Origin of the sequence: Halohasta litchfieldiae, assembly GCF_002788215.1 — an archaeon.
In the GTDB taxonomy this organism is placed as follows: domain Archaea; phylum Halobacteriota; class Halobacteria; order Halobacteriales; family Haloferacaceae; genus Halohasta; species Halohasta litchfieldiae.
This window is the reverse complement of record NZ_CP024845.1, coordinates 2,378,740-2,392,713: the sequence shown is the minus strand read 5'-3', so window position 1 is coordinate 2,392,713 and position 13,974 is coordinate 2,378,740. Positions and strand designations below refer to the sequence as shown.

The window sequence follows — 13,974 nt, the reverse complement described above, 5'->3', positions numbered from 1 at the left end:
GAGCCGATCAGGGGTTAATTGCGTATCGATTCGGAGTCGTCGTGGAGGGGTGGACGGAGTAGTCATCGTTTGTTGTTCGGAAACGGTCACAGCTGTTCGAAGCGGCGACTGTCAACACCTTCTCAGGGGGTCCAACCGGCTTTGTTATAGATCCATTGTCAGTTCATCACCGATCCAACGAATCGAGTAAGCGTCGGATACTCTGTACTGAATCGGCATAATCAGCGGCTGAGAGACCAACATAACAGATATCAATCCGTACTGAAATACGGAAAATGGTATACGTACGTTACTAGTAGCTGGATCAAAACGTAGGGAATCGCTCTGTGAAACGCTCAGCGAGCGTGTCGGGTTACTCGGCAGTGAGTTGGGCGGATCCGAGAAGCCCGAAGCCGAGCAACGAGAGGCCAAACACAGGTGTGAGTACTGCCGGCGCGACCAGCAGTCCAACACCAAACAGCGTGAGGCTCAGTGCGGTATGGGCCAGATAATACTTCGGCCACGGCCGTTGGGCTTCGTCTTCGGCATCGAGGAACGGATACAGCTGCTCGGCGTTATCACCGAGGGCTATCGTCCCACGGTTGCCGTCGAAATCGATCACGTTCGTATCGTCCATCTTCGGGAGATGGCACTGGTAGAGACCGACATAGACACGTTTCCGTTCCTGCGAGGAGAGTGCCTTTTCGGGTTTGTCGTTCTCGATGGCGGCGATGTGTTCGGCGAGATCACTCAGCGAAACTGTCTCGGAACTACTTTCGCTGAGATATTTCAGCACGCGTCGACGGCGTTCGTTTTTCAGCACCTCGAAAACCAGATCTAACGAGAGGGGGTCTGCGGTCGTACTGTCGGTCTCGACATCGGTTGTTGGAGGGGTTGTTGGGTCGTCACTGTGCGTCTGGGTTGCTTCGGTGGGGGCTGTTTTTGAACTCATGTGTCACGGATGCAGCGGGGGGAGTCGGGAACACCGGTGGGGACCGGTGGCCCCGATTAGTTCGACCGTGCGGTGTCGACAGCTGAGCGAACCCAACGGGGCGTGTATGCAGTCACTACCGTTCGGCGGTAGGCACCCAATATGGGTCGTCGGTATGTATCGCACTGCCTGGGACTCCCAACCAAGCTCGCCAGCCGCGGTCGACCGGCGAGAGAGGGCGGTCAGGAACCCATGCAGGCAGTGATTTCGGGGACTATGTGGGGACCGTTCAGCTGCGGGGTGGTGCATCGGTTCGTTCCTATGCAAATCTCAGTACTTCACAAAGCCGCTTAGTTAGAACGTCTGCTTGCTGAAGGTGTGTCTAAAACCAAACAAGCAGACGGTGAGATCCACGAGGACCAGCTTCTTAACTTTCTCGTCAACCGCCTTGACGAGGAAGTTTCGCTCTCGTTAGCCAATAACGCTGAAATCACTGCTGAAGACATCTATGAGGTCCTCGTCGGCGCTTGCGCCGACGGGACCTCTGTCTCTACGCTCTGTGCGTCGAGCCAGAACTCACCCGCTGGGAACACGGTCCTCTACCATCTTCGGACGAAGTTCGAGCCGGAACGGCTCGAACGAGTCGCTAACACGCTCCTGCGAAAGGATCTCGATGAATTGCTCCCCGAACAGGTGGAGGTCTGCGCAGACCTCCACCTGCGGCCCTACTACGGTGACGAAGACGACACAGACGGCCTCTATCACTCGGTAGCGAAGCGTGGAACCACTGCGTTCCACGCCTATGCCACACTCTACGCGCGTGTGAAGAACAAACGCTACACGCTGGCGGTACGCCGTCTCAAAGACGGCGATACCGCAAGTAGTGTCCTCGCTGAGTTCTTCGGTGTCCTCGACGGCCTTGACGCCGGGGTCAAGGCCGTCTACCTTGATCGCGGATTCTACGACAGTAAGTGTCTCACGCTGCTTCAGGCGCACAATTACGCGTACGTGATCCCGATCATCCGGTGGGGTGAGGCGATTCAGCAAGAGCTCTCGGAAGGATGGAGTCGCGTCATTCAGCATGATCTGACGGGGAAACTCGACGGTCACAGCTGGACCGTCGATTTTCCCGTCTACATCGACTGTACGTACCTAAATGGGAAGTATGACGAGAACGGTGTGGCGCGTCACGGCTACGCCGCTGACGCGCCGTTCATCGACTCACCACGGGACGCTCGATACCACTACTCGAAACGCTTCGGTATCGAGTCAAGCTATCGCTTGTTTGAGCAAGCGATAGCGACAACGACAACACGAGATCCAACGGTACGGCTGCTGTACGTGGTGGTGAGTCTCCTCTTACAGAACGTCTGGCGGTACCTTCACTACGAGTATGTGGCGACGCCCCGCCGAGGCGGGCGTCGCCTCTGGTGGTGGCCGTACAAGGAGTTCGTCAATATGATTCGACGAGCTGCGTGGACGGCCCTCGCGGTGCGTCGGGCCGTCCCCGCGAATCGGCCACCTGACGACCGATTCCACCGCTAACCACCGACCGAGCAAGCCAGCGGAGTGAGTGGCGACGCTGTCGCGTCGGCGGCTGACCGCCGCCGACAGCGACAGCTCTCCGTCGATCCGTCCGTAATTCTCTCGTCGAGACCGTCAGTACAACCGCTTCGACACAGAACTCAGGCCGCAGAAACAGCTAGCCGAGGATGCTTTGTGAGGTACTGAGTCTCGAAGTCGCAGAAGCGGCCAAATGCATCGAGAATATCCAGCGAGACCTGAATATTGCGCTCGTCAACGAGCTCGCGATTACCTGTAACAATTTGGACATTGACACTCACGCGGTTCTCGAAGCCGCCGGGACGAAGTGGAACTTCCACGAGTACTCCCCTGGATTGGTCGGTGGTCACTGTATTCCGGTCGACCCATTCTATATCATCTACGAATCCAAGCGCAACGGCTTCGATCCCAAGCTCATCCAACAAGCTCGTGAAATCAACGAGCACATGCCTACACACGTGGCCAAGGAGACGCTCAAAGCTCTCAACGACTGTGGCAAGGTAATGGGTAAATCCACCGTCATGATTCTGGGGTTGGCGTACAAACCCAACGTCGGCGATATTCGAACCTCAGCAGTCGAAGGAACGATTGAGGTGCTACGAGAGTATGACGTCGATATCGTCGGTTACGAACCGCATGTCGACGCCGAGGCTGTTCGAGACGAGTTCGGGATTACGGTTCAAACAGAGTTGAGTTTCCAAGATGCCGACTGTGTGCTCTTGGCGACTCCTCACGACGAGTTCGAACAACTCGATTATATGGCTGCGGCCTCCGAGATGGCCTCCAATCCGGTTCTCGTCGATGTCATGGGCGAACTCGATCCAGCACGCTTCGCCGACACGGATCTCAAGCTCAGGAGAATCTAACATGTACAGAGACCACTCTATCGGCGTCGTTGTTCCGGCCTACAACGAGGAAGGATTTATCGGCGACGTGATCCGATCGATGCCAATCTATGTCGACTGGATCTACGTAATCGACGATTATTCGACTGACGGAACCTGGAAGGAGATTCAGGCGGCCGCAACCCAATGTCGATCTGCGTCAGAGACGGCTCGGACCCCGCTTCAGTCGGTGATGACCGATGGCTCCGGTGGACTGTTGACCGAACGAGCGACCGTTCACTCCCACACCGGACGGGTAGTCCCAATCAAACATCGGGAAAATAGGGGTGCCGGTGGAGCAATCAAGACCGGCTACCTCGCCGCGCTTCAAGACGAGTTGGATATCACCGTGACAATAGACGGCGATGGCCAGATGGATCCCGATCAGATGGTGAAACTCATCGATCCACTCGTCGATGGTCAGGCGGACTACTCGAAAGGCAATCGACTGCTGTACAAGGATTACCGACAAGAGATGTCGAGGTTTCGGTTCTTCGGGAACGCGATTCTGACGTTTCTGACGAAGGTTGCCAGTGGCTACTGGAAGACGATGGACCCACAAAACGGGTATACAGCGATTAGACACCACGCCTTGGCAAACGTCGGTGTTGAGAATATGTACGAATACTATGGCTACTGTAACGACCTTCTCGTCAAATTGAACGCAAAGGGACTACGGGTTGCTGATGTCGCGATCCCTGCCATCTATGGCGAAGAAGCATCCAGTATCAGCTACCCTGCGTACATTCGACGCGTCTCCGGGATGTTGTTGCAGAACTATTTGTGGCGACTGAAAGTCAAGTACTTCGTCTTGGACTTCCACCCTCTCGCGTTGTTCTATCTGTTTGGTGCGGGAACGACGATGCTGGGAATGGCTGGTGGCCTTTGGTCGTTCTATCTGTACTTTTGGGTCGGTGAATCGTTATTCGTTCGGGCCTCTCTCAGTATGATGATGTTCCTCATCGGGAGTCTATTCCTGATGTTTGCGATGCTGTTTGATATGCAAGTAAACGAAGACCACGAAATCCAGATCCATGAGTAAATCCAACGCGACAGTCCTCAGCAAAGCAAACCAGGACGATCAAAAAACGGCCTGTATCACCCTCGATCTGGAGAGTGACTGGTTCGTCGACCAACCGGGTCACTCCTACCGCTCAGTGGAGTATCTCCAGAGCTACATTGAGATGATCAGGCAGGTTGATGTTCCCGTCACAGTATTTGTCAGTGGACGCCTGCTCGAAGATCGGCCCGAAGCCGTCGAACGGCTCCGGAGGGAACTCGATACCGAGTTCCACCTCCATTCGTATGCACACGATCCGGAGATGAAACAGGGGTTTCGAACGGATCTTAAACAGGGTATTGATGCCTACGAGGCGTTTTTCGGCTCTCGTCCGCGGGCATACCGTGCGCCACTTGGCAAGCTCACACCCTCACAGCTAACAATCCTCGACGATGCCGGGTTCGACATTGATTCGAGTGTGTTTCCATCCGTCCGACCGGGAACCTACAATAACCTCGGCGCGCCGATCGAACCGTATCAGCCTCCGGAAACGTCTGACTTAGTAGAGTTTCCAATCGGCGTGATTCCGCGACTTCGAATCCCTGCAGCCCAGAGTTATCTCAAACTCGGTGGCTGGCCGTATCTTCGACTACTCAGCATGGTCGACCTCCCCGATCCGCTCGTCTTTGTCTCCCACCTGCACGATTTTTTCGATTCAGGCGTCAACGAGTATCGGAGTCAGCCAATGAAGGCGATCCAGGAGCGTAACCTCGACGCCTCAACGACGCTGTTCGCGGAATTGATAAGCTGTCTCGATCGGCAAGGATACCGATTTGCAACGATCGCAGATGTGTACGACGACCATATCAACGGTGGCTTACTATGACGGCTGCACAACAGGGGCTTCCCACACAGTCCGAGACGCTATCGCTGCTTAATGAATCCTATAACGGATGGGGGACGTCTGAATATTTCCGCTGGAAGTACGATTTGTACCCAGAGTATGATCCCGAACAACACTGTTTCCACATCAACGTCGACGACAAACTTGCCGCGTTTCGTCGGGCCTTCTACAAGGAAATCGTCGGCTCTTCGCAAAAGAACTCGATATTCGTGCTTGGTGATACAGCTGTCAAGCCAGAGTATCGCGGTCAAGGGCTCTACTCTAGACTCCACGCCAGAACGGTGGAGTTTTGTGACTCTCAAGATGTCGATCGCCTCACGACGTTCAATCGGAAGACCAACACTACCTACGAAGCGAATCTGGGTCGCGGCTGGGACTATCGAGAGCTGCCGCTCAAAATCAGGATTCTCTCCCCCGACGTGGTGCTTCAACGATATGCAGCCCTCGTGATGTCAAATTACCCTGTGCTTACCACTGTCGCAGACCGTGTCGGTGATAGGGTTCATATCACGACCTCGAACGGTCAAGTCCCCTTGGGTGATTTCACACCTGCGGAGGACACAGACAACTCATCCTCACATACTGTAGGCCCATCTGTGTCGGATCAAACTCTTGTGAGACTCATCGACCTCGCATGCAGTGATACCACCATCGAACCTCTGGGCACCCTTCTCAATGGTTGGCTGACCACCCAACAGCGATCCAAACATACCGGCTCTCAGGGGCGCGGAGACGATCACCCCTATCAGGTGTCGTGTAAACAATCAATCTCATCCACAGAGTTCGAGTCGATCGTCGGCTTATACGATTCAGATACCACCTCGTTTCGACGGACACCAGCGGATATCAGACACATCATCCAGTATCCTGACTCAGATATCATTCTTATCAAACAGGACGATGAACTGATCGGCTACACCGTCGTCGGCCCACGGTCGAGGGCTAACGTTCTGGAGGGTCGGGTTCTGGAACTCCGTGTCGAAGACGAAGACGCGTTTGATGTCTTGATCGACGAGATCGAGCGGGTAGCGATTGACCGTGGATTCGACCTAATAATCGTGTTCTCGAAGCAACCGATTGGTGAACTCTGGGCATCGGTCGACCAGCAAGTGATCATGTGGACTGATCTTGACCACTCGAGCCCCCGGCTCGTAGATTCCTGTCAAATTTCCCTCTATGATGTCATGTAACACAAATCCGGAACCGCCGTCTGTGCTGCTTCGAGACCGTTGGGATTGTGCGCGCTACGTGGTGGTAGATTGGTATCGAAGCAGACCAGCCGTCGACACTCCTCGGGACCGACTGAAACTTCGGGATGAGGTGGAAAACGGACCGATCCAGCCTATCACTCTGAGGACAGTTATCGAGACATTCACGAACAACGGAAAACTCAAAATGACCAATAAAACACAGGTAATGCACACTTCGGTTTCAGGCTCACGTGGTTGTGCAAAACTGATAGTCCAGATTATAACAAAAAGATGACCGCTACTGTGTTGGTAACTGACGGTCGATCACTCTCCTCGTTAGCAATCGTTCGATCACTCGGCCAGCTGGGGTGTGATGTACACGTCTGTGATGATTTCAAGCGAAACCTTTCGGCCTTTTCGAAATATGTCTCCGACGTAAAAGTTCACGAGCCGGTTGGTGCCGATCCGACTGCATTCATTGATTGGTTAGTCGCCTGTTGTGAGCGTAGGCAGTACGACCTGATTGTCCCAGTCCGAGACGAGACGACACTCGCCGTTTCTACCCACCGCGAGCGTGTCTCTGGGGTGACCGAAGTCTTCATCGCAGATCCGTCGGCCATCAAGCAACTAATGGATAAAGGACGTTGCATGAAGACCGCCGAGCAACTCGGGATTCCGATCCCTACGACGTACTATCCTGATGAGGATCTCGAATCCGTTCGTGCTAACTCGACATTTCCAGTCTTGATAAAACCACGTGCGGCCTCGGGGGCTCGCGGTATCGTACGCGTCGACGATCCGACTAATCTGGCCCGAAAGTACGAAGCCGTCAATAGGGCTTATCAGAATCCAATCATCCAAGAGTTTGTCGACCATTCAGGTGGCCACTACAGTATCGGGACGCTCTTCGACGAAACAGCCGAACCCGTTGCAACGCACGTCTACAAAGAAACCCGACAGTATCCCTCCTCAGGAGGACCCGCAATCGCCGCCCACACGGTCGAGCGAGAACCCTGGATCGAATCGATGCTCGACCTCCTGCGAACGCATGACTGGAAGGGTCCAGCACATATGGATGTCCTCTATGACCCCGATAGCGAGGAGTACAAACTACTCGAAGTCAATCCTCGTTTCTGGTCGTCGCTCGGATTGACGATCAACTCGGGGGTCGACATTCCACGTCAGTTCTACCAACTGGCCGTCGAAGACGGGACGCCGGAGCATGACAATCAGTATCTTGTGGAGACTAACTACCGCTGGATTCTCCCGAATGAACTCCTGTGGGTGTGGGAACAGGAGAACAAACTCCGAGCCGCACAACAACTGGGGATGATTGATTCGAACACGTGCTGTGCGACACTGTCTCGTGACGATCTCAGGCCGGTATTGGGTGTCGTCGCACAGGCCATCGGGTACCTCCAGGACTCAAATAGACGAAAGAAGATATTCGACAGAGGATGGTCGATCGATCACAGATGAATCGTTCACGCAGCACTGATCGAGCGGCGAGTTTCACTGAACGGTTCGTAGCACGTCGACCGAGTGCCTTTGGTAAACTGTTGATGAGATGTACTGTATTCGTAAAGATACTAAATAAATCAAGGAAGATTATCAGATGAAGATACAAGAAATCGGGTTTTCAGAGTGGGATACCGTGCTGCCGACAACCGGCATCACTGTTTTTCATACCGCTGCTGCACTTCGAGTACTCGATAGACACGCAGTGGGAGAGCTGCGTCTTCTCGGTGGGTTCAAGGGCAGTCAACCGGTGGGGTTGATCCCCGTGTTTGTGCGGGACAAATCAGTTGCCAAATTCGTGTTTTCCCCACCGCTGGGGTTTGGAATTCGACGACTTGGCCCCATACTATTCCCAACTAGTCCCAAACAGTCCAAGCAGGAACAGGTTAACCGAGAGTTTATGAGTGGGGTGCTAGAGGAGCTTGAGGGATCGGTCCCCACACTGTACTTTATATCCTGTAGCACAGCCTACACAGATCCACGACCGTCTCGGTGGGAAGGGCTTGACTTCGAGCCACTATTTACATATCAACTCGATCTCACTGGCCGAACGCGGGATGATCTCCTCGCATCGTTCAGTAAGAGTTTACGCCGAGAGATTCGACACGGTGGTGAAACAGAGCTGTCGGTCGACCGCAGAGGAGTAGACGAAGCCAAACAGGTCTACGAGACGACTCGCAAGCGGTTCGAAGATCAGGGCCTCAATCTTCGAATCTCGTGGGAGTACATGCGTGATCTTCTCTATTCGCTCGATGACCGCGCTCGGGTGTATACTGCTGAAGACCCCGACGGCGACTTTCTTGGTGGGATTACGGTGTTGTACGCAGACGATACTGCATACTTCTGGAAGGGAGGAACACGGAGTAGTTACGACGGTATCAGCGTCAACAGTCTGATTCACTGGCGGATCTTAACTGATATCCTTGAGGATCCTGCACTGGAGTCCGTTGGTCAATATGACCTCTATACCGCAAATAATGAACGACTGACCAGATATAAGAGCAAATTCGGCGGTTCGCTCGAACCATACTACCGGATCGAATCTTCAAGCGTGCCGATGACAGTGGCGAAAGCACTGTATCGGACCGTGTCTTTTAATCCAACACTCTCCAAGTGGGTTTGATAGACCACCTGTGTAGCTTCGTAAAATAGTAAATCCACCTACTATTACACCAAATAATAATTATATCCAAGTAATATATCTGCGATCATATACTGATCAATCTCAGGCCAATCATACACTATTTTGTGTAAATGTCTGGTATTTTATATTTGGGAGGCGATGTTCCCTCTATGTCGGCCACTAGTCGTATTGTCAACGATATTGATTATAGGTCCGGTCGGGTGAACCGATAACTCCCCACGCCGAATCTGATGGCCGGTTGTTGTCCGATCAACTATGGCTGGGCAGACACACCACACTATGACAACCACTCAGACCCCTTCCGACACGCTCCGTGTGCTCCTCATGGCAACGACATTTCCCCGGTGGGAAGACGATACTATGCCAAAATTCATCCATGATCTTTCGAAAGAGCTAGAGACTCAGTCAGTCGACGTATTCGTGCTTGCGCCACATTATCCGGGTGCCGAGCGAAAGGAGACGATGTCAGGTGTGACCGTATACCGATATCCGTACTTTTTCCCGTTCAAATATCAAAAGGTGGCGTTGCAGGGGCACGGCGGTATCATTCCTTCGCTGAAACAGAGTCCGATTGCAATGCTGCAACTGCCGTTGCTGATCGCTTCCCTCACGATACACACCCTCTGGATTTATCACACAGAACGGATCGATTGGTCGTGTTGCAAAGCGGTCTAGACTTTGCCGCTGGTACTCTCAATTGAGAGGTCACAGTTGATTGCTGTTTTGGTCGAACGTTGGAGCAGTTCGTCGAGGAACGCTTGGTAGTACTCGGGGTCGGCGTACTTCACCAACCGAAGTTGGAGTATCGCTTCCAATCCCTCTGCTGTCCAGCGCATCCACTGGTTCTTGCACCGCTTGCTGACCTCGCCCATCAGTCGTTCGACGGGGTTCGAGGTCCACGGAACCTCGAACCCCTCGACAGCGTGCTCGGCGAACGTCACAATCGACGGCAGCCACCGCCGAAGATACCCTGCAGCCTTTGCTGACCCGAACTGCTCCAGTTGCCACGCTGTCTTCTCTAATCGCTCTCTCGTTCGCGCGATCCGCGAGCGGATCGCCGCGAACTCCTCCGCTGGACGATGCTTCGCCACAGAGTTCTTCAGATGGAACACCTCGTCGATCACCTCCGAAACGATCTCCTTCCGACGGTCCAAGGAGAAGACGCCATCGTCCCAGAGGGTGTTACCCAGCGTTCGGCCGACGTGGACGAGATCGAGCTGGTGGTCACGGTTTTCGTCGGTAAAGGCTGTGACGATGCCGCTATCAGCGTCACTGACGACCGTCGCGTCGTCAGTGACTGCGCCGATATCATCGAGTTCGGCGGCAGTTTCGTCCCAGTCAGCGTTGACCGACAGATCCAGCAGGGAGCGTGACTCTTCGGCGGTGTCTTCGCCGAGCGTTGCTTGGACGGAGTGGGACGAGCGGTCGTCGTCTTGGCTGTGGCACTTTGTCCCGTCAGGAATGACGGCGTCAGCGTCTGTGCCAGCGACACAGTCTGGAAGGAACTGTTTGAGCTTGTGGCCGTATTTCTTGGCACGGCGGTTGATGGTGGTCGGCGACGGCATCGAGACGAAGCTGTCGCCGTGATTGGCAGCGTCTCGATAGCTGAGCGAGGTAGCGAGATCGACGCTTTTGGCGGCGATGTCCTGCTGATAGCGGTTCTGCCCGTCGAAGTCGAGAACGTCTTCGACGGGCCGGAAGTAGCTGGATTCGTCTGGGGAAGCGGCTGTATCTTCGACGTAGTGGAGAGAGAACTCGTGTTCTCCGGCAGTTGTGACAGCTGTGCGGGTGTCGGTGCCGGCGCGTTGGAAGCGCTGGTCACCGTTGCCATGTGCGTGTTTCTCACCACAGAGCGCCTCGACGCTGGCGGCGTCGAGGCTCTCGACCAGCGATTCGAGAAGGACTGCTTCGAGGTTCTGGTCAGTGACGGCCTCGGCAAGCGTGGCGAGCGGTAGCGTTTTGTCGTCGTCGATACTCAGTTCGAACCGCACGTCGATTGTGGCGTGCATGGGGTACCTCGGTTTGGACACCAGAGGCAACCCCGCCTTCACGGGAGTCAGTTACTACTGAACTCTAGAGGACTTTGCGACACGACCGATCGATTTGATCAATTCACACTGGTTGGTGCCCAACGGCGTGATCGCTGGGGTGTTCGCGACGGTTTTCGGTGTCGACCACGTACTGAGCCTTCACGCACGTGGTGTGCTGTTCGTCGAAAAACTCCCGTTCGGATCGACGATCGGCACCTACGCCTATCGAACGTCGGATGCTATCCTTCCAGTGAGCAGCCACATTCGAGATAATTTCATCGGTATGATAAACGAGTCGACTACCGAGGTCGACAAGTTCCAGATCCAGCCGATGGGAGCCCACAGTACCGACTACGATATCGCTTCCAAGCCTGACTTGCGAGCCGACCGAGATGTCGAAGACACTGTTCGTGGCCTCTTTGTCGGGCGATTGGCCAAAAAGAAGGGAATCCGGTATCTACTTGATGCCATCGATCTTGCACAAGTACCTCCCGACGACTTTCAACTCACGATCGTCGGAACGGGCCCCCTGAAAGATGAGTTGCAGAACTATGCCAGTACGTTAGAACTCAACGATCAGGTCACATTCACTGGATGGGTAAGCCAAGAGGAACTCCACGACCAGTATGTGCTTTCGGATTTCGTCGTCGTTCCCTCCATCGAGACGGCGCAGGGAGATACGGAGGGGATGCCGACTGTGATCTCGGAAGCCTTTGCGGCAGGTAATCCCGTTATCGGGACCGACGTCGGTGGCATCCCGGACGTCGTCGACGATTGTAGCAATGGGTTCATCGTACCACAGAAGCAACCCAGCAAGCTGGTCGCGAAAATGCGGCTCTTAATCGATGACGCCGAACTGCGAGCCGAACTCTCGAACGAGGCGCTTGCAACGGCCGCTGAACTCGACTGGAGCCGGTGTGGCCAGCGGTATGCTCAGACCTTTCGATCGGTATGCTCAGAGAGATCAACCCCCCGCTCTACCACTCCCCCGAGCGTCCAGTCATGAAACTCGGCCTCCTGATCAATGACCTGCAGAATGGTGGTGCCGAACGGTTGGTGACGGATTTGGCCCTCGAATTTTGCCAGACCGATGGGATCGAACCACACATACTCTTGGCCCATCGAGGCGGCGATCTGCTTTCTTCTCTCGCCCCCACAGAGATTCAGGTTCATGGGCTCGACGTCGATATCTCGACGACGACGATCCCACAGGGAGCCCACGCTCTCTCGGAGCAACTGGAGCGTCTCGATATCGACCTCGTACACTCACACCTCTCTTACTCCCACGTTATCGGTCGTTTTGCCTGTGCTCGACAAGGAGTCCCCAACGTCTCGACGTATCACAACGTTCGGGCCCACAAACCGCGCCTCAAACGTCTGGCAGAGCGGACAACAAGATCGCTCTCGGATTGTATTGTGTGTGTCTCGGAAGGAGTCAAACAGTCCTACAGAAATCGTGAGGGTATGGTCGTGATCTACAATGCAATCGATACGGAGGGGTTCCGGACCCGAGTTGAATCGGCTGATACGAGCGCATTGTTGTCTGCACACTCGAACGAGACGACCGTGTTTTTGAACGTCGCTCGCTGCGTCGAGCAGAAGCGACAAGGCGATCTCATACAGGCTTTTGCCGAGTTCGATGCCCCCGACACACATCTCTATATCGTGGGAGACGGGCCGCGTAAACAGCAGTTGGAGACGCTCGTCAGTGAGCAAGAGCTCTCGGATCGAATCACCATAACGGGGTATGTCGACCGAATCGAACCCTACTATGCGATTGCCGACGCGTTCGTGTCCTCCTCGTCGATGGAAGGCCTCCCCTCGACCCATCTCGAAGCGAAGGCCGCCCAGCTCCCGATTATTTCGACGAATATTCCGGGCGTCACAGAGCTCGTCGACCACGGCACAGATGGCTACCTCTGTGCTGTCGAACACCCCCGCGAGATTGCGAACTACATGCGGACGGTCCACACGACCGATACAGGAGCGATGGGGAGACAGGGATTCGAGAGCGTCGACAATGAGTTTTCAATCGGTACCATCGCAACCGAACATGCCGACCTCTATCGGAGGGTAGTCTAACCCCCTATGATTGTTGAAACTGTAGATACGGTGGCTCAAGGCGCACTGCGGACTGTCTCGAAGGTCTCTACCTACGCAACGTACGGACGCCAATACGAGGCCCCGCTGAACCCCACAGAGGTTTTATCAGTCGACCCCAGATCGATCACTACGATACCGGTCGACAAACCCCGGCCGCCTTTGCCGGTCATTTCGGGTGTCAAGGGAGGACAGTGGGATCTAAACACACGTGAGGTAGCCGACGATGTCGTCTATAAGTCGTTCGTCGAACGGTATGAACGGGAAAAACCATGGGAGGAAACAGCATACCACTCGTTCATGTTGGATCGACTCGAAAACACCAGTGGTGAGTGGAAACAGTATCAACAGGTAGCGGACATCCGACAGCGGTATAATCGCTTGGATCAGCTATACCGGACGATCGAACAGGATGGCTATCGGCCGCAACACGAGATTAGCGAGGAACAGTTCGTTGATTTTTCGAACAAATCACGGGGGTTCGAATTCACACTCCCTCCCGAATTCAGAGAGGTTAGTGTCTACGTCTCACGAGATGGTGGATTTATGTGGGCCGCCGGGATGCACCGATTGTGTATCGCACAGTTAGTCGGAGTCGATGCAATCCCCGTTCGGATTCGTCTCAGACACGAACAGTGGCAACAGCATCGTGATGCCGTCTATGCTGGGAACAGGGATCCATCAGGGCATCCGGACCTTCGGCAGAGAGACTGACGGTCTGAACTGTCTCT

At 54.5% G+C, this 13,974-nt stretch carries 13 protein-coding genes and 1 pseudogene; 12 read left to right on the top strand and 2 right to left on the bottom strand.

The features are described 5' to 3' along the window. Nucleotides 1–352: 352 nt before the first annotated feature. On the bottom strand, nt 353–931 hold the full coding sequence (locus HALTADL_RS17835) for a DUF7344 domain-containing protein (RefSeq protein ID WP_218143638.1): 579 nt from the start codon (nt 929–931) through the stop codon (nt 353–355). Nucleotides 932–1,288: 357 nt separating this feature from the next. Between HALTADL_RS17835 and HALTADL_RS12100 the strand changes: the two genes are divergently transcribed. The 8 genes from HALTADL_RS12100 (at nt 1,289) to HALTADL_RS12060 (ending at nt 9,788) form a co-directional block, all read left to right on the top strand. Then, a complete protein-coding gene (locus HALTADL_RS12100) occupies nt 1,289–2,455 on the top strand; it encodes an ISH3-like element ISHla1 family transposase (RefSeq protein WP_009486633.1) in 1,167 nt (388 codons plus the stop codon). Between the two features lie 167 nt (nt 2,456–2,622). Beyond that, complete coding sequence (locus HALTADL_RS12090; RefSeq protein WP_089673977.1) at nt 2,623–3,339, top strand: nucleotide sugar dehydrogenase; 717 nt, start codon at nt 2,623–2,625, stop codon at nt 3,337–3,339. A 1-nt stretch (nt 3,340) separates the two neighbouring features. Then, nucleotides 3,341–4,399: a glycosyltransferase family 2 protein gene (locus HALTADL_RS12085; protein WP_089673978.1), complete on the top strand. Its 1,059-nt coding sequence runs from the start codon at nt 3,341–3,343 to the stop codon at nt 4,397–4,399. Then, complete coding sequence (locus HALTADL_RS12080) at nt 4,392–5,243, top strand: polysaccharide deacetylase family protein (protein WP_089673979.1); 852 nt, start codon at nt 4,392–4,394, stop codon at nt 5,241–5,243. Before HALTADL_RS12085 ends, HALTADL_RS12080 begins: the two co-directional genes overlap by 8 nt. After that, entirely contained in the window at nt 5,240–6,451 is a 1,212-nt protein-coding gene (locus HALTADL_RS12075; protein ID WP_089673980.1) for a GNAT family N-acetyltransferase, read from the top strand. Before HALTADL_RS12080 ends, HALTADL_RS12075 begins: the two co-directional genes overlap by 4 nt. A 291-nt stretch (nt 6,452–6,742) precedes the next feature. After that, the gene (locus HALTADL_RS12070; protein ID WP_089673981.1) at nt 6,743–7,930 is read left to right on the top strand and encodes a carboxylate--amine ligase; all 1,188 of its coding nucleotides are present in this window, start codon (nt 6,743–6,745) and stop codon (nt 7,928–7,930) included. Between the two features lie 439 nt (nt 7,931–8,369). Then, nucleotides 8,370–9,092: a GNAT family N-acetyltransferase gene (locus tag HALTADL_RS12065; RefSeq protein WP_245708550.1), complete on the top strand. Its 723-nt coding sequence runs from the start codon at nt 8,370–8,372 to the stop codon at nt 9,090–9,092. Between the two features lie 381 nt (nt 9,093–9,473). Further along, entirely contained in the window at nt 9,474–9,788 is a 315-nt protein-coding gene (locus HALTADL_RS12060) for a glycosyltransferase family protein (protein ID WP_162551724.1), read from the top strand. On the opposite strand, the gene HALTADL_RS12055 is transcribed toward HALTADL_RS12060, so the two are convergent. Continuing rightward, nucleotides 9,785–11,122 carry an ISH6-like element ISHla10 family transposase gene (locus tag HALTADL_RS12055; RefSeq protein ID WP_100190878.1) on the bottom strand — a complete coding sequence of 446 codons (1,338 nt, stop codon included), beginning with the start codon at nt 11,120–11,122 and terminating at the stop codon, nt 9,785–9,787. The genes HALTADL_RS12060 and HALTADL_RS12055 overlap by 4 nt on opposite strands. 94 nt (nt 11,123–11,216) lie before the next feature. Here HALTADL_RS12055 and HALTADL_RS12050 point away from each other — a divergent pair, with 94 nt between their 5' ends. From HALTADL_RS12050 to HALTADL_RS12040, 4 genes and pseudogenes are all read left to right on the top strand, one after another. Continuing rightward, nucleotides 11,217–12,149 carry a glycosyltransferase family 4 protein gene (locus HALTADL_RS12050; protein ID WP_143054205.1) on the top strand — a complete coding sequence of 311 codons (933 nt, stop codon included), beginning with the start codon at nt 11,217–11,219 and terminating at the stop codon, nt 12,147–12,149. Then, a pseudogene (locus HALTADL_RS18050) lies at nt 12,095–12,580 on the top strand (glycosyltransferase family 4 protein); the annotation flags it as partial. The gene HALTADL_RS12050 and the pseudogene HALTADL_RS18050, both read left to right, overlap by 55 nt. A 27-nt stretch (nt 12,581–12,607) precedes the next feature. Next, complete coding sequence (locus HALTADL_RS17825; protein ID WP_245708548.1) at nt 12,608–13,225, top strand: glycosyltransferase; 618 nt, start codon at nt 12,608–12,610, stop codon at nt 13,223–13,225. 6 nt (nt 13,226–13,231) lie between these two features. Beyond that, nucleotides 13,232–13,957 carry a hypothetical protein gene (locus HALTADL_RS12040; protein WP_089673962.1) on the top strand — a complete coding sequence of 242 codons (726 nt, stop codon included), beginning with the start codon at nt 13,232–13,234 and terminating at the stop codon, nt 13,955–13,957. The last annotated feature ends 17 nt before the right edge of the window (nt 13,958–13,974 follow it).

Coding starts and splice junctions, on each gene's coding strand:
- HALTADL_RS12090 (WP_089673977.1), top strand. CDS start 2,623: ATGCTTTGTGAGGTACTGAGTCTCGAAGTCGCAGAAGCGGCCAAATGC.
- HALTADL_RS12080 (WP_089673979.1), top strand. CDS start 4,392: ATGAGTAAATCCAACGCGACAGTCCTCAGCAAAGCAAACCAGGACGAT.
- HALTADL_RS12085 (WP_089673978.1), top strand. CDS start 3,341: ATGTACAGAGACCACTCTATCGGCGTCGTTGTTCCGGCCTACAACGAG.
- HALTADL_RS12055 (WP_100190878.1), bottom strand. CDS start 11,122: ATGCACGCCACAATCGACGTGCGGTTCGAACTGAGTATCGACGACGAC.
- HALTADL_RS12040 (WP_089673962.1), top strand. CDS start 13,232: ATGATTGTTGAAACTGTAGATACGGTGGCTCAAGGCGCACTGCGGACT.
- HALTADL_RS12065 (WP_245708550.1), top strand. CDS start 8,370: ATGAGTGGGGTGCTAGAGGAGCTTGAGGGATCGGTCCCCACACTGTAC.
- HALTADL_RS12075 (WP_089673980.1), top strand. CDS start 5,240: ATGACGGCTGCACAACAGGGGCTTCCCACACAGTCCGAGACGCTATCG.
- HALTADL_RS12060 (WP_162551724.1), top strand. CDS start 9,474: ATGCCAAAATTCATCCATGATCTTTCGAAAGAGCTAGAGACTCAGTCA.
- HALTADL_RS17835 (WP_218143638.1), bottom strand. CDS start 931: ATGAGTTCAAAAACAGCCCCCACCGAAGCAACCCAGACGCACAGTGAC.
- HALTADL_RS17825 (WP_245708548.1), top strand. CDS start 12,608: ATGGTCGTGATCTACAATGCAATCGATACGGAGGGGTTCCGGACCCGA.
- HALTADL_RS12070 (WP_089673981.1), top strand. CDS start 6,743: ATGACCGCTACTGTGTTGGTAACTGACGGTCGATCACTCTCCTCGTTA.